Below are 18,993 nucleotides of genomic sequence, written 5' to 3' on the forward strand. Positions count from 1 at the left end.
GAGGGTTAGCTTTTGAAGAAAGAGGCCTCGCGTTCCTTCAAGGATGCGAGGCCCTTTGTCTTTTGGACCCACGGCCACAAGCCGCGTGTGGGATTCCATAAATGAATAGCATCGCCTTCTTTATCGGTGGCGTGAAGTCCATTGGGCGTTTGCCGGCACAGGTGTCACGTGATGCCCGCTTCGGTACACTTCCTCATGTCTCATCTGAAGGCGTCGGCCTGCAAGAGCCAGGTTGTTTTGCCTCTCGCGTCTGGCGCGAAGTCATGACATCGATGCGCGAATCGACCTTCTCTCCGGCAGCGCTCGCTCCTGGCTACTTCAGGTGGGGGTACCTCTTGAAGAGCGGTGTTCAAGAGCCGCACCAGCAGGCGCGCACCAAGCAATCGCGGAGCACGCCACCCACGACCACTTTTTTTGGACTCGAGGCACATGAAGCTGTTGGTGATTGAGGATGAAGTGAAACTGGCGGAGTACCTTCGGAAAGGCCTCCAGGAAGCTGGTTTCGTCGTGGACCTTGCGCACAATGGCATCGATGGCTTGCATCTCGCAATGGAGTCCGACTACGACCTCATCGTGCTAGACGGCATGCTTCCTGGCATTGACGGGCTTGGCTTGTTGGCCGCGTTGCGTCAGACCAAGCGCACAAGGGTCTTGATGCTGACTGCGAGAATAAAGGTCGAAGACAGAGTGCGCGGCCTGAACACAGGTGCAGATGACTACATGGTCAAGCCGTTTGCATTTTCTGAACTCGTTGCCAGGGTTCAGGCATTGTTGAGAAGAGAACAGACAGGAGTGGGAGCTGAGCAGCCCACGGTGCTTAGTGTGGCTGACCTAGAGGTTGACCTAGTCGGTCGCAAGGTGTCTCGCCGAGGGCAAAAGATTCTCCTGACATCTCAAGAGTTCAGTCTTCTTTCCTTGCTCCTGCGACGACAGGGCCAAGTACTTTCGAGAACCGAAATTGCCTCGCAAGTGTGGGACATGAACTTCGACAGCAACACAAATGTGGTGGACGCTGCGGTCCGACGCTTGCGCACCAAAGTGGATGTGCCGTTTGACAGCCCGTTGATTCACACGGTTCGGGGCGTTGGCTACATCCTAGAACCCCGACAAGAATGAATCGGAATAGCGCAAATTCGCTAGGACGACGGCTGTCGGCCTGGCTTGCGTGGCAAAGCTTGGGTGGGCTGCTAATCGTGTGTGCAACGGTGTACGGAGCCACACACTACGCGTTCAAGGCGCGGCAGCTTGAGGAGTTGGACCAGAAGCGGGCGCTGCTGACATATCTTGCCTCCGAGGCCGCGCGCAACGGCAATGAAGTCAAGCTCAAGCATGAGCTCGACGACTTCATGGTTGGCCATCCCCAACTCGGGCTTTCTGTCGCACAGACAGATGGAGCAATTTTTCACCAGAAACTGCTGCCACCGTCGAGGCATGAGCGACGAACGATTCAGTTCAACCTCGACTCCCCGAAACCTGGTCAGAAAATGCTTCGCACGGAGTTGTCGCTGGATGTAGGTGGCGATGCGCTGGTGTTGCGACGCATCGCCTGGATTCTCTTTGGGGCGGCGGTTGGAGGTGTACTGCTGATTTCCTTCGGCGGATTTCTCCTGGTGTGGCTTGGATTGCGGCCTTTGCGCGAGCTCTCGGCACAGGTGAAAGTGCTCACAGCAGGGACGCTGCACATCCGACTGGATGGTTCGCGACAGCCCGACGAGCTCGCTCCGTTGATTGCGCAATTCAACGATTTGTTGGCCCGACTCGACCAGTCTTATGAACAAATGGAGGGCTTCAACGCTGACGTCGCCCACGAGTTGTTGACGCCGCTGACTACATTGATGAGCGGTGCTGAACTGGCGATGAATTCATCCAAGAGCCTGGACGAGATACGTGAGTTGCTCGGTTCGAATCTGGAGGATCTGCAGCGCATCGCTGGAATAGTGCACGACATGCTGTTTCTCTCGCAAGCAGACAGGGGGGCGGCTGCGCGTCGCACATCGACTCCAAGCCTCGCGGCAGTCGTACGGCGTGTTGCCGAATACCACGAAGCTACCCTCGATGATGCTGGACTAACCCTTGAGGTGAAGGGGGACGTCGATGGCGAGTTCGACCTGCAGCTGTTGCAGCGCGCGTTCTCTAACCTGGTTAGCAATGCCACTCGCTACGCCACAAAGGGCTCGAGCATCGTAGTGAGGATTGAACCCGATGCTTTCGAGCAGGTGACGGTTCTTGTCGAGAATCGTGGGGCCCCGGTTGACACCCAGACCCTCTCTAGGATGTTTGACCGATTCTTTCGAGCCGATGCATCACGCAGCGGAGCTAGCAAGAATCACGGCCTCGGTCTCTCAATTGTTGCGGCCATTGCGCGTATGCATGGCGGCACGACCGTGGCTGCATCGAGCCACGGAGTCACCAGCGTGGGCATCCGTCTGAAGCGGTTGGCTAAGTAGGTCGAAAGCCGCTTTGCCACATTAGTGTGGGCAATCTAGCGGGCACTTTTGCCGCGCAGCCGGTCGACCGCGCACTCCTGTTTCCGCGTAGCTTTCGAATATGACTGATTTGTCATTTTGATGACTTCATGTTGTTGAGGACCAACTCATAAAGTGCTTCTCAGTGCCGAAACGGCAGCTGTTGCCTCACACGAGAGGCTTTCCAAATCACTTATGAGGTCCTACATGTCCAAAATCCATACCTTCCGACAAGCCGCCTTCGCAGTCTCAATTGCAGCCACCCTGGCCAGCGCCTCCGCTGCTGGCGTTTCCAGCAAGGAGCAGGCGCTGATTGGCCAACCCGCTCCTGCCACGGCATCGGCACGTGTCATCGACCTGAGTGCGTCCAGCTACGCGAACGTTTCCTACGGTGAGACAGTCGTCTTTCGCGGCAATGGAGGCAACCAGTTCACATGGACGTTCAACGGTGTTGGTGGCCGTTCCTGGGACCTTGCCAAGATTGCCCCAGCCGGCTTCTCCGACAAGCAGTTCCGAGTGTTCGTGAGTCGTAATCCGCTGTATCGCAGCTGAGCCTTCATCGCTCGTAGTGGGCGAATCCGCGCTGCCGGGACGGGGATTGCCACGATAGGCTCCTGGAGTACACGGGCTACACACGCATGGTGTGTGGCCCGTTTTACTTTTTGTCGCCGCCCTTGTATGCCAGAAGGCGCAGTGCGTTGAAGACGACCAAGAGCGTCGAACCCTCATGAACGGCAACGGCTGCTCCAATGCCAAGACCCATGATGGTCGCGGGGACCAAAACCGCCACGATGCCAAGACTCACGAAGACGTTCTGACGAATCACCGAACGCGTGTGACGGCTTAAGCCTACGGCGAAGGGAAGGTTTCTCAGGTCGTCGGCCATTAGCGCCACGTCGGCTGTCTCCAGTGCCACATCTGAGCCAGCAGCCCCCATGGCGATGCCTACGGTCGCGTTGGCCATAGCGGGGGCGTCATTGACGCCATCGCCCACCATTGCTACCTTCGTTTCCTCGCGAAGCTTGCGAATCGCTTCGACTTTGTCCTCGGGCATTAAGTCACCCCAGGCCTCATCGAGCCCTACCTCACCGGCAACTGCTTCTGCCACTTTCTTGTGGTCCCCGGAAATCATAATCATGCGGGTGATGCCGAGCTCTCGAAGCTGCTTCAGTGCATCACGTGCGCCTTCGCGTGGGGTATCAAGAAGTCCGATGGCGCCGAGATCTCGCTCACCCTTGCGCACAACCATAGATGTGCGGCCTGCTTCACGCAGACTTTCAATGGCTGACGCGGCCGAAGCACCCAGGGGGGCGATGCCATCGCTTCCAAAGAGTTCTGCTTTGCCAATCCAGACTGTCTCCCCGTCCACAGTGGCAGTCACCCCGCGTCCAATCAAGTTCTCGAGATTGCTTGCGGTTGGGATGGGTTGCTGCCCCAAGCGTTCACGACCGTCCTTCGCTATCGCAGCAGCAAGCGGGTGGTCGCTCAAGGACTCGACTGCAACCGCCACAGCGAGCAGTTCTGTTTCGGTGACACCTTCCGCTGTCACCACGTCGGTGATTCGCGGTCGGCCTTCCGTCAGTGTGCCGGTCTTGTCAAATGCCATTGCGTTGAGGGAGCCGAGCTCTTCAAGAGGAGCGCCACCCTTTATCAGAACGCCGCCTCGTGCTGCGCGAGCAATACCTGAAAGAACCGCGCTGGGCGTCGCAATGGCCAAGGCACATGGGCTGGCAGCCACAAGAACCGCCATGGCGCGATAAAAGCTATCGCGGAACGGCTCGTCCACGACTACCCACGCGAACAAGAGCAGGAACGCCAGCAACAGAACAGCGGGCACAAAAATGCGTTCGAACTGGTCCGTGAATCGCTGCGTTGGAGACTTGCGCGTCTCTGCTTCGCTGACCATCTTGACCACTCGGGCCAGGGTCGAATCGGTGGAGCGTCGCGTCACCTCAATTTCGATGGCATGTGCCCCGTTGATGGTGCCTGAGAAAACGCGGGAGGCTGCTTCGATGGCATCGGGTCTTGAGCGAGCGAGGGCCGCATCATCGACCGGTCGCTTGTCGACCGGCATGCTCTCGCCAGTGACGGGCGCCTGGTTGATGCTTGTTGTGCCAACCAGAATAAATCCATCGGCGGGAAGGCGCTCATTTGGCCTCACCAAAACGACGTCACCGACCACGAGTTCTTCCACCGCAATCTCAGATGTCTGCCCATCGCGGCGAACGGTGGCCGTGTCTGGCGCTAGTTCTGCCAATGCCTCAATGGCGCGCTTTGCCCGACCCATGGCATAGCTTTCAAGAGCGTGGCCCAGGCTGAACAGAAACAGAAGAAGCGCGCCCTCTGCCCATGACCCGAGGGCAGCTGCGCCGGCAGCCGCGACCAACATCAGGGTGTCAATCTCGAAGCGCTTGCGTCGAAGGTTATCGATGGCTTCACGCAATGTATAGAAGCCGCCAAAGAAGTACGCAGCGACGTAACAAGCAAGTGGAAGCCAGGATGGTGCGCCTGTGAGTAGCTTCTCCGTGACGGCTCCCGCACCGAGCAGCGCTCCGCAAATCAGCGCGAAGATCATTTCGCTGTTCGCGCCGAACACGCCGCCATGCTGGTGCCCTTCGTGGCCGCCGGAAGCATGTTTGTGGTCACCGTGGTCGTGGCTATGCGCGCTATGGTCTTCCTCCGTCTCGCGCGGATTCGTTCCAAGGCTTGAGAGTTCGGCACGTATTACTTCTTCCGAGGTCTTCTCGCGGTCGAACTCGATGTGCAGGAGCCCTGAAGCATTGCTGTTGGCTTCAAGAACCCCCTCCAACTTCTGCAGACGGTCGGCCACGGACCCAGCCTTCCTTTGATGGTTAACCCCGTCAAGTTGCCACTGAAGGTGGCCGAAGCGGCTAGAGATTTCTGCGCCAGCTGCTTTCGCAAGTTCACGAATGCGCGTTAAAGAAAGCTGATCCGGGTCATAGTGAATGCATAGCTGCGGCGGCTTTTCTGCGGCGCCAGGCCGCACGTGCACTTCGTCAACGCCTGGCCGATTGCGCAGCAGCTGTTGCAGCCGCTCAACGCAGGCATCTGCTTCGCCAGGAATGCTCGGCAGAAGAACAGGGAGGTCGAGGCGAAGCTTTTCAGACATGACGTGATGGTCGCTCTATACGACTGAGTTGAAGAGAAAAGAGCTGAACTTTGCTCGCAGAAGGTGTGCGAAGAAGCTCGTGAACGCTTGATTCTTGAACGGCTGACACGCGCACCGAAAACATATCGCAAAAGTCATGTTCGCGTCACATTCACGTTAGATAATTTTTATCCATGGTGCAAAGCTCACCAGAGGTGTTTTCGTCCTCGTTTTGTCACATTGCGTCGGTCTAATCATTTGTGTCAGCCCGACTTGGGTTGTCGTTCCACCGAGTCCTTGCGATGTAGGTCGCATCGGAACACGGTCCAACTCAACTGCACAGCAAATAGACGACATGAAACACTCTCTCATCGCCCTTTCGATTCTCGCGACCACTGCAGGGGCGTTTGCGCAAAGCAGCACCACTCTCTTCGGTGTTGTCGACGCATCTGTGACACGACTGTCCAGCGACAGCGCGAGCGTCACGGGACTCTCCAGTGGTGAACAATCTAGCAGCCGTCTTGGTTTTCGTGGACTGGAAGACCTCGGCGGAGGTCTCAAGGCCAGCTTCTGGCTTGAAGGTAGCGTTGCCGTTGACAACGGCGGTACAACATTTCGCTTTGACCGTCGCTCCACTGTCGGCTTGATTGGCGGGTTTGGCGAGGTTCGACTTGGCCGGGACAAGCTCGCGTCCTATCTGAACGTAGAGACCTTTGACCCGTTCGGCGACATTGGAGTGGCTGGAAACGGCGCTAACAACATGCTCGGCAACGCAGCGGTCGCCGCTGGCACGCAAGAGGGTAGCCACTCCAAGCGCGCAAGCAATATCGTCTCGTATCTGACGCCTAAGATGGGTGGCTTCCACGGCCAGGTGCAATACGGCTTCGGCGAGCGAGCCAGCAGCGAGCCGAACAACAGCCGAGGAAATTTCGTCTCCGCACGCGTGGGATATCAATCGAACCCGCTCGACATCGCGTTGGGCTATGCACAGTTGAAGGGTGGCACTGCTATCCAGGAAGTGACCTACAAAGCGGTCAACTTGGGCGCTTCGTACGACCTCGGATTCGTGAAGCCGATGGTGCTGATTGCGACCGAACGTGGCGCCGGGCGCGGTGTCAATGCGTATACCTTGGGCGCGTCGGCCCCCGTCGGACAGGCGGGTGAGTTCCGTGTCGGCTATACGCGCTTCAGCACCCGCAACCAGGTCGAGGCCGATTCCTCGAAGTTGGGTCTCGGCTACATCCACAAGCTGTCCAAGCGCACTGTGGTCTACGGCCTGCTCGCACGAGTGAGCAACGACAGCAACGCGAATCGCGGTTTCGCAGTCTCCTCGTCTTCCCTGGCGTCTCCGCTCATCGCCGCCGGCGACAGCGCAACCGGATACTCCATCGGCGTGCGTCACTCGTTCTGACAAAAAGAGCCGCAGCACGGATGTGGTGTCTGTGCTGCGGCGTATAAAGTGCTCCCCGTGGAATTGGCCCAAGAGCTTTGCGGTTCTTGGGCCTTTTTTCGTTGGGGATTCCGTGAAGGTTTGGTCGCGCCCTACTAACGCGCAATCAACTCCTGAAAGTTACATCTTCTTCGTGAACATCATGACCAGCGTGTTTGCGTTCACAGATTTTCCATCTGCCTTGCCGAGGAATGAGTTCTTCTTGGTTGCACCGACCATGGCGCCTGAAACTGAGAAGCCATCGCCAAGGTCATAGACAGCGCCAACGCTGTAGTCGACATAGTTGGGGAGGGTAATGTCGCTGCTGTACGAGGTGTAGCCCAGCGATGCCTTCAAGGTCCACTTGGGATGGATCTCTTGAGCGTAGGCCACGTTCAGATACCCAGTGCCTTTGCCCTTCAGTCCCGACCCGAGCGCGGAGCCCGCAGCGTTGAAGTAGTCGTCAGATACGGTGTGGTAGTACTTGGCGCTCAGAGGACCCCAACCCACACCGAGGTACAGCTCAGTTGTGTTTACAGCGCTGGCGCCCGTGTAGTGATAGCGCAGAACACCGGCGTCCCAGCTGAGCTCGCCGGTTGCAAAGATGTAGCCAGCGTAGAGATCGCTTTCCAGATTCGCGGTCGGGCCCGTGGCACTCGTCTGGAAGTTGACGGTCGAGTTCCAGTTTCCAGCATAGAAACCACTTGAGTGGGAGTAGTCGAAACCGCCTTGCAGCGCAGGTCGCAGCTGTCCTTCTCGCACATCCTGGTCTTGGCCGCGAGTCTTGTAGTTGGTGACGAGACTGACGTTCGCGCTCAGTTGGGCGCTGGCGAGCATGGGAAGCGCTGCCAATGTGAGGACGGCCAGAGTCTTGGGGGAGATGATTGTTTTCATGAGTGAGCTTTCAAGTGGTGATGAACAGATAAAAGCCGAGTCGGAGCTTTTGACCCCCGCCCTCAATTGCAAGCAACGAGGGCACGGGACTCGACGTAGACAGCTTGCTATGGCATAGCGTTTCACCAAGAGAAAACTGCAGGGCATTCATTGAAACGCTAGTGAATTTGGACATTCAGGCGCAATTCAGCAACTTGAAAGCAACTGCCCTCGTGCAACTCCCCATTGCATGTTTGGCTGCTTCTCAGTTCAACCCAGGTGCCCACTGCTGGCACGGACCGATTCCTCTGTTCAGAGCGAGGTTGAAAGCTACCTAGCTCTCCCGGCACATAAGCAAAAAGTGACGCATTTGTCATCGCTCGGATGTCGGTTTGTGTCGGTGCGCTCTCTAAATTATGTCCAGCAGATGACGGCTTCCGCTGGCAACCGCGAAGCGATCCGACGAACCGCAAGGTCTGCAAACGTTCACTCGGCCCATGTCCACTGTGATGTCAAGTCGATGGCTTTGTTCTCTAGTGCGGTTAGAGGCCGCGCCCTCAATCCCAGGACAACTATCCGTGGAGTTTCTTTCCCAGGAGCGTCAAGCCGAAGTTAGAGCCATCGCCGAAAGGCAGCAGAAGACTTACCGCCAGATGCTTTCGGCAAACAAAACAAGACGTTCGCCATCCATGCGATTCACAACCTGCATCGACAGATGTCTTTGCGCTAATGGCTGCGGACGACTGAATTCATGACGCCAGTCTTCTTATGTAGAGGGGAGCTGTGAGCGCAGTTGGGCGTAACGAGCCATGTCCATGCTACAGCGGGAAGAAGTACAAGCATTGCTGCATGACGCGTAGTTCGACCCCGTTGGCGGCGGGTGAAGCGACGAGCCCAGTCGATGCGCTTAACGTGGCATGGAGCTTCTTCGAGTCGGGCCAAGCAACCGAGGCGGCGAATCTGTGTCGAACAGTTCTTCGTTCAGATGCGACGCAGCCGGATGCGCTGTACTTGCTGGGCGTCTTGGCTTGTGAAAGCGGAAATTGCTGGGATGCTCTGGAGCTCTTCCGGAAAGCTGCACTGGCGCGCCCGCAGTTTCCTGAAGCGCACTACTACCTCGGGCTTATTCATATGAGGCAAGCCCAGCATGAGCAGGCTGCCTCGCACTACCGCCAAGCAATCGCCTCTGCGCCTGGATTCGTCGAAGCACATTGCAACCTGGGCGTTGTGCTTAACCGCTTGGGTCAGCCGCTTCAGGCCTTGTCCAGCTACCAGGAGGCACTGGCCATTAGTGAGGCGACAGAAGTGAAGATTGGCCTCGCCGAGTGCTTGCAGCGCCTCCGCGTCTCGCCAGGCGTGAGCCACTTGCGCCCCCTGCTCACGCGCGCAATCGCTGAAGCTTGGCGCCGGCCTGAAGAGCTCGCGCCCGCCGCCATCGCCTTCCTAAAGTGCGAAGCAGGATTCCAAGAAGCATTGTCGAAAGGAGTTGGGCGAGAGAGATTGCTTGCAGACTGGTGCGAAAACAGACTTCTTCTTGCGTTGCTTGAGAGCGCGACGATTTGCGATGTCGAGCTCGAGCGCTTGTTGACAGCGGTCCGCGAGACGCTTCTGGATGACGCTCTGAGGTTCGATGTGCAAGATGATGAGCTGCTGAGCTTGCGTTCCGCCCTAGCACAGCAGTGCTTTGTGAACGAATACTCTTGGCTCGTGCACCCAGAAGAAAGCGAGAAAGTCGAAGAGCTACTGAAGCATGCGAGTCTCGATATCGAATCGGGTCGAATGCCGTTGCCACAAGTCATGCTCGCGCTTGCTAGCTATCTACCTCTGTGCAATCTGCCATTTGTAGACGCTCTGAGGGAACATGCCTGGTCTGGTTCGCTGCGTTCGGTGATACGTCAGCAAATTGATGAAGTGAGGCAGGAGCTCAATTGGCGCTCGGTCCTTCCAAAAATAACAGCGATAGACCAAGACTCGTCGAGCAAGGTTCAGCAACAGTACGAAGAGAACCCTTACCCGCACTGGGTCCGCTCCTCTTTGTTTCCCGCCCCACTCGCGTTGGACGACCGGCTGCGCATGCAGATTCCGCACGCGCGTTTTCAACCAATGAGAAGAATTGATACTGTCGACGTTCTTATTGCCGGATGCGGAAGCGGTCGTCACTCAACTGAGAGCGCAAGCGCATATAGCGACTCGCGAGTGCTTGCGATTGACTTAAGTGCAAGCAGCCTCGCCTATGCGATGCGCAAGTCTCATGAGCTCGGTCAATGCAACGTCGAGTACGCCCAAGCCGACATTCTGCAACTCTCGTCGCTCAACCGACGCTTCGACCTCATCGAGTCTGTAGGTGTGCTGCATCATTTGGCCGACCCAGCGGCGGGATGGCGAGCACTACTCCAAGTGCTACGTCCAGGCGGGCTCATGTTGCTCGGCCTGTACAGCGAAGCAGCGCGCGCTCCAGTAGTCGCCGCGCGGCAATTCATTGCTCATCGCGGCTATCCCGCTACTGCACAAGGTATTCGAGAATGTCGTGCGGCAATCATGGGGGCAGATTGTCCGGAGGCACTGAGTCACCTCACCGCGTTCGGCGACTTCTACGGCTTGAGTGCATGTCGCGACTTGCTATTCCATGCGCAAGAGCACCGCACAAACTTACTCGCTATAGATGCGCTGCTGAATGAGCTGTCGCTCGACCTCGTCGGCTTGCATGTTGAGCCAGAGGTGCTTCGAAAATTCCAAGCACGGTTTCCTGATGATGACTCTGTTCACGACCTGGGAATGTGGCACCAATTCGAAACAGAAAATCCCCAAACCTTTGTTGGGATGTATCAGTTCTGGGTGCAGAAGCGATGCGCATAACTGGGTGGACCATGGGTACTCGGTCAATCCGCCGCGACTGCGGTCGTGTGAGATTTGCTGCACTCGACATCCAATCTTTGAGTAGCTTGCAAGCCCCTAGGGAATCAGCGCATAAGCCAGTTGCCACTGCTCAAAAATAGCAATAGCTAGCAGCAAACAAGGCCGTCAGGGGAAGAGCGAAGGTCTGCTCACATGCCCCCTGTGATTGCATCTTGGGCAGCAGTCTCATAGCTGCTCCTGAAGAGTCTCACGCGCTCTTCCGTCGCCACTGCACCCCCAATATGACTGATTTGTCATTTACCGGTTTTCGAACTGTGGAGATGCCAGTTCTACAGTTCCGTCAGTGCCAAAAATAGAACTTTGGCTCCTGTTCCGACCGACTCTAAGGCCCCGATGAAAACACTTCAAGCCGTGCTTACGGCGTTAACCCTTGCATCGTTTGCTCTTCTGACATCTGCAGCTTCGGCAGACACGCTTCGTAGTGGCGAGTCCCCTTATGGACAACTTGCTGTGGAAGCAAAGAACGCACGCGTGGTAGATGTGATGTCCACGAAGTCCGCCAGTGTCACATATGGCGAAACCATCTTGTTTCAGGGTGCAGGCGGGAAGACGTTTGCTTGGACCTTCAACGGCCTTGATGGTCGGTCTTGGAACCTGAAGCAGTTTGCTCCTTCGGGTTTCGTTGCCAAGGACTACCGCGTTTACGTGGCTAGAAACCAGCTTTATCGCCGGTAACAGGTCTTCTTGGCCAAGCGACGTGCTCAGGCTGAGCTGTCGAAAAAAACTTGCTCCGAAGAGGCGGTACCCCACCGCTTGAGCAGCTTTAGGCCAGTTGAGCACCAGGACCGAGATTCCATCTGATGGCCACCACGACTTTGCGTCACTCGCTTGTGCAAATAGCAGAGCACTGCCGTGCTGCCTCGATTCGTTCATTGATATTTAGGTCAACGGGAGAAGCCAAATGACCAGGAAACCCATGTCGCTCGCCCTGGGGCTTGCGATGCTCGTCGGATTTGGAGCGAACGCGCAGCAAGTCGCTCCCACTAGCGCCCCATCAGTAGGAGTAGCGTCCTCCACGCAAGTGTCTCTGCCGCTGACTTTGGGTGCGGCACTGCAGGCCGCAATCGACAACAGCCCTACGTTATCCGCTGCCAGACGTGAGATAGATGCTGCTCAAGGCGCGCTCACGCAGGCGGGGGTCTATCAAAACCCGTCGCTCGACCTAGAAGTGGAGGACCTCCGCTCCGGCATGCGTAGCACAACAGTTACCTTGAGTCAGTCTTTGGAGCTTGGCGGAAAACGCTCAGCGAGAGTTGCTGCGGCGGAGCGCGCACTTGAAGCAATTCGCGTTAAGAGTGAGGCGACTGAAGCTCAATTGAAGGCAGACGTCACGGCCGCATTCCTATCTGCGCTTCTATCGCAGGAGCGTGTGAGGTTAGCGCAAGAGTCTCTGAACATCGCTCGCTCTGGCAGCCAGGCTGCGTCCAAGCGCGTCCAGGCTGGGAAGGTGTCTCCTCTGGAGGAGACGCGCTCGAAGGTCGCAGAGGCTAACGTTCGCCTCGAGCTTGTCCAGGCGCAGGGTGAGCTGGCAGCGCAGCTTCAAGAGTTGCGTGCGCTGTTGGCTGGTGGGGTGCCTTTCGACGCGTTGGACGGAAACGCTTTGCTTCTTCCGACACTCCCTCCAATCGACGTTCTGCAGGCGCGCGTGGAGAACTCACCGACGATGCGACAAGCTCGACTTGAGACCAGCCGACTGTCAGCACTTGCGGACCTTGAACAGGCAAAGAGGAAGCCAGACATAGCCGTAAGCCTCGGCATGCAGCGTTCTCAGCAGGACGGTCGCTCGACGGCCATCGTTGGGGTTTCGATTCCACTGCCCGTGTTTGACACCAATCGCGGAAACATCATCCAGTCGCTCCGACTGAGGGACAAGTCGGAAGACGACGCGAGGGCACTTGAGTTGCGGTTGCGAGCGGATCTCGCGATTGCAAGGCAGCGAATGGAAATCGCCTCACAAGAGGTGGCCGCCGTCAGTGCGGAAATCCTTCCCAGTGCACAGCTCGCCTTCAACGCCGCCACGCAAGGTTTTGAGCTCGGAAAGTTCGAATACCTCGACGTTCTCGATGCACAACGAACTTTGCTACAGGCTCGGTCCCAGTACCTGCGCTCGCTAGGCGAATCTCATCGAGCGGCAGCAGATGTCGCTCGGCTCCTTGGAAACAACACTCTCAACTGAATCTGCCATGGCTACCAAATCACCTATGAATGCAAGACCTGAGAAAAAGCAGCTCATCATCATCGCCATCATCCTGGTGCTGGGCGCAGTCGGAGGAGCCCTAATCCTGCGAGGCGGAGAGAGCCACGGCGAAAGCGATGGCCATGGCCATGAAGAAGAAAGCTCACAGGTAGAAGGCGGTGCTAGCAAAGCAGGAGCCAAGGAACCTGGTTCCGGCACCTCTGCTGAACAGAGCAAGTCACCGTCCGGAGCAAGCGAAGAGGCGCACAAGGAGGATGAGGAAAAGGTGGCTCTGACGGACGAGCAGGTGAAGGCAGCCGGTATCGTGATTAAGGAAAGTGGTGCTGCTGTGATTCGTACCACGCTGCAGCTCCCTGGAGAGATTCGATTTAACGAAGACCGAACCGCGCACATCGTTCCGCGAGCAGCGGGGGTCGTTGAAAGTGTGAGCGCAAATCTCGGGCAGAAGGTGTCTCGAGGTCAAGTCTTGGCGGTGATTTCTAGTTCTGCCGTTTCGGAGGTTAGGTCTGAACTCCAAGCGGCAACGAAGCGTCGTGAACTTGCACAGACGACATACGAACGCGAAAACACGCTTTGGCAGCAGAAGATTTCGCCGGAACAGGATGTCCTGCAAGCCCGACAAGCCTTGCGCGAAGCAGAGATTGCAGTGGCAAATGCCACTCAGAAGTTGCGGACACTTGGGGCATCAGCAGGTTCCGGTGCTCTAGGTCGAGTTGAGCTGCGGGCGCCGTTCGATGCGATGGTCGTGGAAAAGCACATCGCCATCGGAGAGGCCGTGCGCGAGGACGCAAACGTGTTCACCTTGTCCGACCTTTCAACGGTATGGGCTGAGATGAGCGTGGGTGCAAGTGACCTCGCCAAGGTTCGAGTCGGGGAACGTGTACGAGTAAAGGCGGACGCCGCAGATGTCGTTGCGGATGGAAAGATTGCCTTCGTTGGCTCGCTGATTGGTGCACAAACTCGAACGGCACCTGCTCGGGTTGAACTGAGCAACCCGCAGGGCGCTTGGCGGCCTGGGCTCTTCGTAACCGTCGAAGTTCTTACTAATGACAATGACAAGGCATCGGCGGTAACAGTAGATATAAACGCGCTTCAAACCGTGGAAGACAAGACTTCGGTCTTCACCAAAGTTGATGGCGGCTTTGTCGCGAAAGCTGTGCGTGTCGGACGCACTGATGGTCAGCGGGTTGAGATTCTGGATGGCCTGAAGGCTGGTGAGTCCTATGCTGCAGACGGCAGCTTCGTTGTCAAGTCTGAGCAGGGCAAGAGCTCGGCGACGCACGCGCACTAAAGGCCGCCCACTATGTTTGAACGCATCATTCGCTTCGCCATCGAACAACGATGGCTGGTTATGTTGGCCGTGCTCGGAATGGTTGGGCTCGGCGTATACAACTTCCAAAGGTTGTCCATTGACGCCGTGCCGGACATCACCAATGTCCAAGTGCAAATCAACACGGCCGCACCTGGCTACTCGCCTCTTGAGACAGAGCAGCGCGTCACGTTCCCGATTGAGACCGTCATGGCCGGGCTGCCTGGCCTTCAACAAACACGGTCCATCTCGCGCTATGGCATATCTCAGGTCACCGTGGTCTTTAAGGACGGCACCGACATCTACTTCGCGCGCCAGTTGGTGAACGAGAGAATGCAGGGTGCGGTCAGCTCTCTGCCAGAGGGGGTCCACCCAGCTGTGGGGCCAATATCTAGCGGCTTGGGTGAAATCTTCCTCTGGACGGTGGAGGCGGAAGAAGGAGCGAAGAATGCGGACGGCAAACCGTATACGCCGACCGACCTTCGTGTGATTCAGGACTGGATCATCAAACCGCAACTCCGCAATGTGCCGGGTGTGACTGAGATTAACTCTATCGGCGGCTTTGAGAGACAGTTCCAGGTCGCTCCGATACCGGAGCGCTTGTTGGCCTACGGGTTGACGTTGCCGGATGTCGTTCAAGCTCTTGAGCGAAACAACGCCAATGTGGGCGCCGGCTATATCGAGAGACGTGGCGAGCAGTATCTGATTCGGGCTCCAGGCCAAGTCGGCAGCCTTGAAGACCTCCGCAATGTCGTTTTGGCGAACAACAGTGGAACTCCGGTTCGAATCCGCGACGTTGCTGAGGTCGAAATTGGCCAGGACTTGAGAACTGGTGCAGCCACGGACAACGGTCGCGAAGTCGTGCTGGGCACGGTGTTCATGCTATTAGGCGAGAACAGCCGAACGGTTGCCCAAGCTGTTGCGAAGAAGATGGAGGAGATTAATCAGAATCTTCCAGAGGGCGTACACGCGATTACTGTTTATGACCGAACAGTTCTAGTGGACAAGGCAATCTCCACGGTCAAGAAGAACTTGTTTGAAGGTGCCGTGCTCGTCATCGCGGTGTTGTTCCTTTTCTTGGGCAACATCCGAGCTGCGTTGCTGACTGCGCTGGTCATTCCGCTCTCGATGCTCTTCACCTTCACCGGGATGGTGAATCAGAAGGTGAGCGCCAACCTGATGAGTCTGGGAGCGCTTGACTTCGGCATCATCGTCGATGGCGCCGTGGTGATTGTGGAAAACTGCATCCGTCGCCTAGCGCATGCGCAAGAGCGCTATGGACGTCCGCTGACAAAGGCGGAGCGATTCCATGAAGTGTTTGCCGCATCTCAGGAGGCTCGCAGGCCACTGCTCTACGGCCAGCTCATCATCATGGTCGTCTATCTACCCATCTTCGCCCTTACAGGCGTGGAAGGGAAGATGTTCCATCCGATGGCTCTGACAGTCGTAATCGCACTGTTGGGTGCCATGATTCTCTCCATCACCTTTATCCCAGCAGCTGTCGCCATGTTCATCGGCAACAACGTCGGCGAAAAGGAAAATCGTCTCATGGGCTGGGCTCGTCGCGCCTACCACCCGCTGCTCAAACGTGCCATGGGCGCGAGGGCCGTTGTTCTGACCGCTGCAGCTGTGGCCGTTGTGCTGTCGGGACTTTTGGCAACTCGCTTGGGCAGTGAGTTCATACCCAGCCTTAACGAGGGTGACTTCGCTATCCAGGCGCTTCGAATTCCAGGCACCAGTCTGTCTCAGTCTGTCCAGATGCAGCAGCAAATTGAGCGCACTTTGGTAGCAGAGTTTCCTGAAATTGAGCGCGTTTTTGCCCGCACAGGTACCGCCGAAATCGCATCAGATCTTATGCCGCCGAACATCTCCGACGCATATGTGATGTTGAAGCCTGAGGACCAATGGCCAAGTCCTAAGCGAACGCGTCAAGAGCTCGTTGAAGCTGTCCAAGAGAGGGTGAGCAAAATCCCGGGCAACAACTACGAGTTCTCACAGCCGATTCAACTTCGTTTCAACGAGTTGATCTCCGGTGTGCGCGCGGACGTGGCTGTCAAAGTGTTCGGCGACGACATGGATGTGCTGAACAAAACGGCTCAGGAAATCGCAGAAGTTCTTGGATCTATCAATGGGGCGAGCGAGGTGAACGTCGAGCAAACCACTGGCCTACCTATGCTCTCCATCAACATCGACAGAAGCAAGGCGGCACGTTATGGCGTCAACGTGGGAGACATCCAAGACACCATCGCTACTGCCATCGGTGGTCGGAATGCTGGAACCCTCTTTGAGGGAGATCGCCGGTTTGACATCGTTGTACGACTGCCCGAGAGGATGCGAGGGGACCTGGAGTCGATCCGTCGTCTCCCGGTAACGCTCCCGGCGGCCACACAGGCGGACGGAAGCACTCGTGTGAGCTTTATCCCTCTTTCAGAGTTGGCGACACTTGATTTGGCACCAGGGCCTAACCAGGTCAGCCGAGAGGACGGAAAGCGAAGAATCGTCGTGAGCACCAATGTGCGTGGGCGCGACTTGGGCTCGTTCGTGGAGGAGGCGGGAACCGCCCTGAAGGAGAAGGTCGTCATTCCCACTGGATATTGGACTACGTGGGGTGGACAGTTTGAGAATCTTCAGTCTGCGACGAAGCGCTTGCAAATCGTGGTCCCAGTAGCACTTCTTCTGGTGTTCGTTTTGCTGTTCGCCATGTTCGGCAACGTGCGAGACGGGCTCATCGTTTTTACTGGAATTCCCTTTGCGCTTACGGGCGGCATTCTCGCGCTTTGGCTGCGGGATATTCCCCTCTCTATCTCAGCCGCAGTCGGGTTTATCGCGTTGTCCGGCGTGGCCGTGCTGAACGGGCTGGTCATGATTTCATTTATCCGGAATCTCAGAGAGGGTGGCGCGAGACTGGATGACGCGATTTTCGAAGGCGCTTTGACGCGACTTCGTCCAGTGCTGATGACAGCCTTGGTGGCTTCGCTTGGCTTCGTCCCCATGGCTATCGCAACCGGCACCGGTGCAGAGGTGCAGCGCCCCCTGGCAACAGTGGTGATTGGAGGTATCTTGTCATCAACAGCACTGACGTTGCTAGTGCTACCGGTCCTATACCGGCTGGTGTATCGGCGAGAAGACGATGACGAAGCCGAAGCCGAAGCCGAATTGTCTTCTCCCGTTTTGCCTTCCTCTTCGCACCAACCAACATAGCGCGTCGCTCAAGGTCTTGGCACTTGCCAAGGCCATGAGTTCGTAGCAATGGAGGCCGTACATATCAACAGCCGAGGCTCGTGTAGACGGCTAGCCTAGTGCGAACCTCGCGCGCTCCAGACTGTGAGAGCAATTGCATCGTCGTCATTACCTGGCGGAGTGTTAGCTGAATTACATGTTCGTCATCTCCGAGTTTGGCGTCCTTCAACTGCCAAACTGTCGCCCTTGGAAACAGTTGCAATATGAAGATACTCATAGTGGAAGATGAAGTCCAATCGGGCGAGTACCTGAAGCAGGGTTTGAGAGAGGCCGGCTACTACACTGAATTGATGCGTGATGGCATCGATGGTTTGATTGAGGCTACGGAGGGTGACTACGATCTCGTTCTGTTGGATGTGAACTTGCCAGGAATCGATGGCTGGTCGGTCCTTCGCTCTTTGAGGCGGAAGAGGCCTCACTTGCCTGTGCTGTATTTGACTGCCAGAGACAGCATTGAGGACCGCGTGAAAGGCCTCGAGTTGGGCGCGGATGACTACCTGGCGAAGCCATTTTCGTTTTCGGAACTTTTGGCACGTATCAAAACGGTTCTCCGCCGAGGTGCCCAGTCCCTGGACTCCACCACACTTCAAGTGGCTGACTTGCAGTTGGACTTGGTGCGTAGAAAGGCGTCTAGGTCTGGTCGGTTGCTGGATCTGACAACTAAAGAGTTCGGGCTTCTCGAGTTGTTTATGCGACGTCGTGGTGAAGTGTTGCCTCGGTCCTTGATTGCTTCACTCATGTGGGACATCAACTTCGATTGTGAAAGCAACGTGATAGTGGTTGCAGTTGGCCGGCTAAGGTCAAAAATTGACGACGAATTCGACTCAAAGCTGTTGAGAACAGTGCGTGGTATGGGGTACGTGCTTGACGAACCCGATCCTTTGAACTAGTAGCGCGATTGCTGTTGGAGTAACTGATCTGGGCCCGAAGCCCTCTTCCGAAAGTCCATAAATAGGCTTCGATAAGATATAGTTATCGCGAGTCGTCGCTGCGTTCAAAATGAGGATTGGTCGGACTCGCGCGCGAAGGTAAATCTCTTTACGCACTTGAGCTACCGCAGCGCACTGCCGCACATGCCCTCCGGGATTGAGCTCGATGCGAACGCTATTGCTCTCCATTTGGAGGCCGTCGAAACACTGGACGAAGCACTCGAAGCTCTTCGGAGCAACGAATAGCGCCGTCGCGTTCGTGACTGGATCCGGTGACTGGATCCGGTGACTGGATCCGGAAAATTTAGCCAAGTCGACTGTCCCGTAACCCTATGATCTATCGAGGGCTTCTGTCTTTGCGATGGCAAAAGCATCGCTGTCCTTCGAGAGGCAAGCATAGCGTCCACACAGCGACGTGCATGGAATTCCCTACCAACCGCAGCCACAGAATGTGAATGCAATATGCGTGTAGCCTCGACCCGCTTTCGACTGAGCTGGCATGACGGCTATCGGCCGATACTGGGTG

At 56.7% G+C, this 18,993-nt stretch carries 13 protein-coding genes; 11 read left to right on the plus strand and 2 right to left on the minus strand.

All coding sequences use genetic code 11. The features are described from left to right. Positions 1–101 precede the first annotated feature (101 nt). The 4 genes from F9K07_RS29895 (at position 102) to F9K07_RS29910 (ending at position 3,017) form a co-directional block, all read left to right on the plus strand. Positions 102–449 (plus strand): hypothetical protein, encoded by a 348-nt coding sequence (locus F9K07_RS29895; RefSeq protein WP_159597253.1) that lies wholly within the window; start codon positions 102–104, stop codon positions 447–449. Further along, on the plus strand, positions 430–1,116 hold the full coding sequence (locus tag F9K07_RS29900) for a heavy metal response regulator transcription factor (protein ID WP_159597254.1): 687 nt from the start codon (positions 430–432) through the stop codon (positions 1,114–1,116). The genes F9K07_RS29895 and F9K07_RS29900 overlap by 20 nt, the downstream gene beginning before the upstream one ends. Continuing rightward, a complete protein-coding gene (locus F9K07_RS29905; RefSeq protein ID WP_159597255.1) occupies positions 1,113–2,447 on the plus strand; it encodes a heavy metal sensor histidine kinase in 1,335 nt (444 codons plus the stop codon). Before F9K07_RS29900 ends, F9K07_RS29905 begins: the two co-directional genes overlap by 4 nt. Positions 2,448–2,672: 225 nt before the next feature. After that, a complete protein-coding gene (locus F9K07_RS29910) occupies positions 2,673–3,017 on the plus strand; it encodes a CzcE family metal-binding protein (RefSeq protein ID WP_159597256.1) in 345 nt (114 codons plus the stop codon). Positions 3,018–3,120: 103 nt separating this feature from the next. On the opposite strand, the gene F9K07_RS29915 is transcribed toward F9K07_RS29910, so the two are convergent. Continuing rightward, positions 3,121–5,595: a heavy metal translocating P-type ATPase gene (locus tag F9K07_RS29915; protein ID WP_159597257.1), complete on the minus strand. Its 2,475-nt coding sequence runs from the start codon at positions 5,593–5,595 to the stop codon at positions 3,121–3,123. A gap of 334 nt (positions 5,596–5,929) precedes the next feature. Between F9K07_RS29915 and F9K07_RS29920 the strand changes: the two genes are divergently transcribed. Then, positions 5,930–6,985, plus strand: coding sequence for a porin (locus F9K07_RS29920; RefSeq protein WP_159597258.1), 1,056 nt, complete (start codon positions 5,930–5,932; stop codon positions 6,983–6,985). 159 nt (positions 6,986–7,144) lie between these two features. On the opposite strand, the gene F9K07_RS29925 is transcribed toward F9K07_RS29920, so the two are convergent. Further along, positions 7,145–7,897 carry a TorF family putative porin gene (locus F9K07_RS29925; RefSeq protein WP_159597259.1) on the minus strand — a complete coding sequence of 251 codons (753 nt, stop codon included), beginning with the start codon at positions 7,895–7,897 and terminating at the stop codon, positions 7,145–7,147. A gap of 762 nt (positions 7,898–8,659) precedes the next feature. On the opposite strand from F9K07_RS29925, the gene F9K07_RS29930 reads away from it, so the two are divergent. From F9K07_RS29930 to F9K07_RS29955, 6 genes are all read left to right on the plus strand, one after another. Beyond that, positions 8,660–10,732 carry a methyltransferase domain-containing protein gene (locus F9K07_RS29930; protein WP_159597260.1) on the plus strand — a complete coding sequence of 691 codons (2,073 nt, stop codon included), beginning with the start codon at positions 8,660–8,662 and terminating at the stop codon, positions 10,730–10,732. A gap of 393 nt (positions 10,733–11,125) precedes the next feature. Beyond that, positions 11,126–11,467 carry a CzcE family metal-binding protein gene (locus tag F9K07_RS29935; protein ID WP_159597261.1) on the plus strand — a complete coding sequence of 114 codons (342 nt, stop codon included), beginning with the start codon at positions 11,126–11,128 and terminating at the stop codon, positions 11,465–11,467. A gap of 226 nt (positions 11,468–11,693) precedes the next feature. Next, positions 11,694–12,968 carry a TolC family protein gene (locus F9K07_RS29940; RefSeq protein WP_159597262.1) on the plus strand — a complete coding sequence of 425 codons (1,275 nt, stop codon included), beginning with the start codon at positions 11,694–11,696 and terminating at the stop codon, positions 12,966–12,968. A gap of 7 nt (positions 12,969–12,975) precedes the next feature. Continuing rightward, positions 12,976–14,280, plus strand: coding sequence for an efflux RND transporter periplasmic adaptor subunit (locus tag F9K07_RS29945; RefSeq protein WP_236582129.1), 1,305 nt, complete (start codon positions 12,976–12,978; stop codon positions 14,278–14,280). Between the two features lie 12 nt (positions 14,281–14,292). After that, positions 14,293–17,499 (plus strand): CusA/CzcA family heavy metal efflux RND transporter, encoded by a 3,207-nt coding sequence (locus tag F9K07_RS29950; RefSeq protein ID WP_159597263.1) that lies wholly within the window; start codon positions 14,293–14,295, stop codon positions 17,497–17,499. A 242-nt stretch (positions 17,500–17,741) separates the two neighbouring features. Further along, positions 17,742–18,428 carry a heavy metal response regulator transcription factor gene (locus F9K07_RS29955; RefSeq protein ID WP_159597264.1) on the plus strand — a complete coding sequence of 229 codons (687 nt, stop codon included), beginning with the start codon at positions 17,742–17,744 and terminating at the stop codon, positions 18,426–18,428. The last annotated feature ends 565 nt before the right edge of the window (positions 18,429–18,993 follow it).

The sequence above is a fragment of the Hydrogenophaga sp. BPS33 genome (assembly GCF_009859475.1).
Taxonomy (GTDB): Bacteria; Pseudomonadota; Gammaproteobacteria; order Burkholderiales; family Burkholderiaceae_C; genus Hydrogenophaga.

Excerpts from the sequence above, each read along its gene's own strand:
- F9K07_RS29895 (WP_159597253.1), top strand. The coding sequence starts at position 102 with ATGAATAGCATCGCCTTCTTTATCGGTGGCGTGAAGTCCATTGGGCGT.
- F9K07_RS29900 (WP_159597254.1), top strand. The coding sequence starts at position 430 with ATGAAGCTGTTGGTGATTGAGGATGAAGTGAAACTGGCGGAGTACCTT.
- F9K07_RS29905 (WP_159597255.1), top strand. The coding sequence starts at position 1,113 with ATGAATCGGAATAGCGCAAATTCGCTAGGACGACGGCTGTCGGCCTGG.
- F9K07_RS29910 (WP_159597256.1), top strand. The coding sequence starts at position 2,673 with ATGTCCAAAATCCATACCTTCCGACAAGCCGCCTTCGCAGTCTCAATT.
- F9K07_RS29915 (WP_159597257.1), bottom strand. The coding sequence starts at position 5,595 with ATGTCTGAAAAGCTTCGCCTCGACCTCCCTGTTCTTCTGCCGAGCATT.
- F9K07_RS29920 (WP_159597258.1), top strand. The coding sequence starts at position 5,930 with ATGAAACACTCTCTCATCGCCCTTTCGATTCTCGCGACCACTGCAGGG.
- F9K07_RS29925 (WP_159597259.1), bottom strand. The coding sequence starts at position 7,897 with ATGAAAACAATCATCTCCCCCAAGACTCTGGCCGTCCTCACATTGGCA.
- F9K07_RS29935 (WP_159597261.1), top strand. The coding sequence starts at position 11,126 with ATGAAAACACTTCAAGCCGTGCTTACGGCGTTAACCCTTGCATCGTTT.
- F9K07_RS29940 (WP_159597262.1), top strand. The coding sequence starts at position 11,694 with ATGACCAGGAAACCCATGTCGCTCGCCCTGGGGCTTGCGATGCTCGTC.
- F9K07_RS29945 (WP_236582129.1), top strand. The coding sequence starts at position 12,976 with ATGGCTACCAAATCACCTATGAATGCAAGACCTGAGAAAAAGCAGCTC.
- F9K07_RS29950 (WP_159597263.1), top strand. The coding sequence starts at position 14,293 with ATGTTTGAACGCATCATTCGCTTCGCCATCGAACAACGATGGCTGGTT.
- F9K07_RS29955 (WP_159597264.1), top strand. The coding sequence starts at position 17,742 with ATGAAGATACTCATAGTGGAAGATGAAGTCCAATCGGGCGAGTACCTG.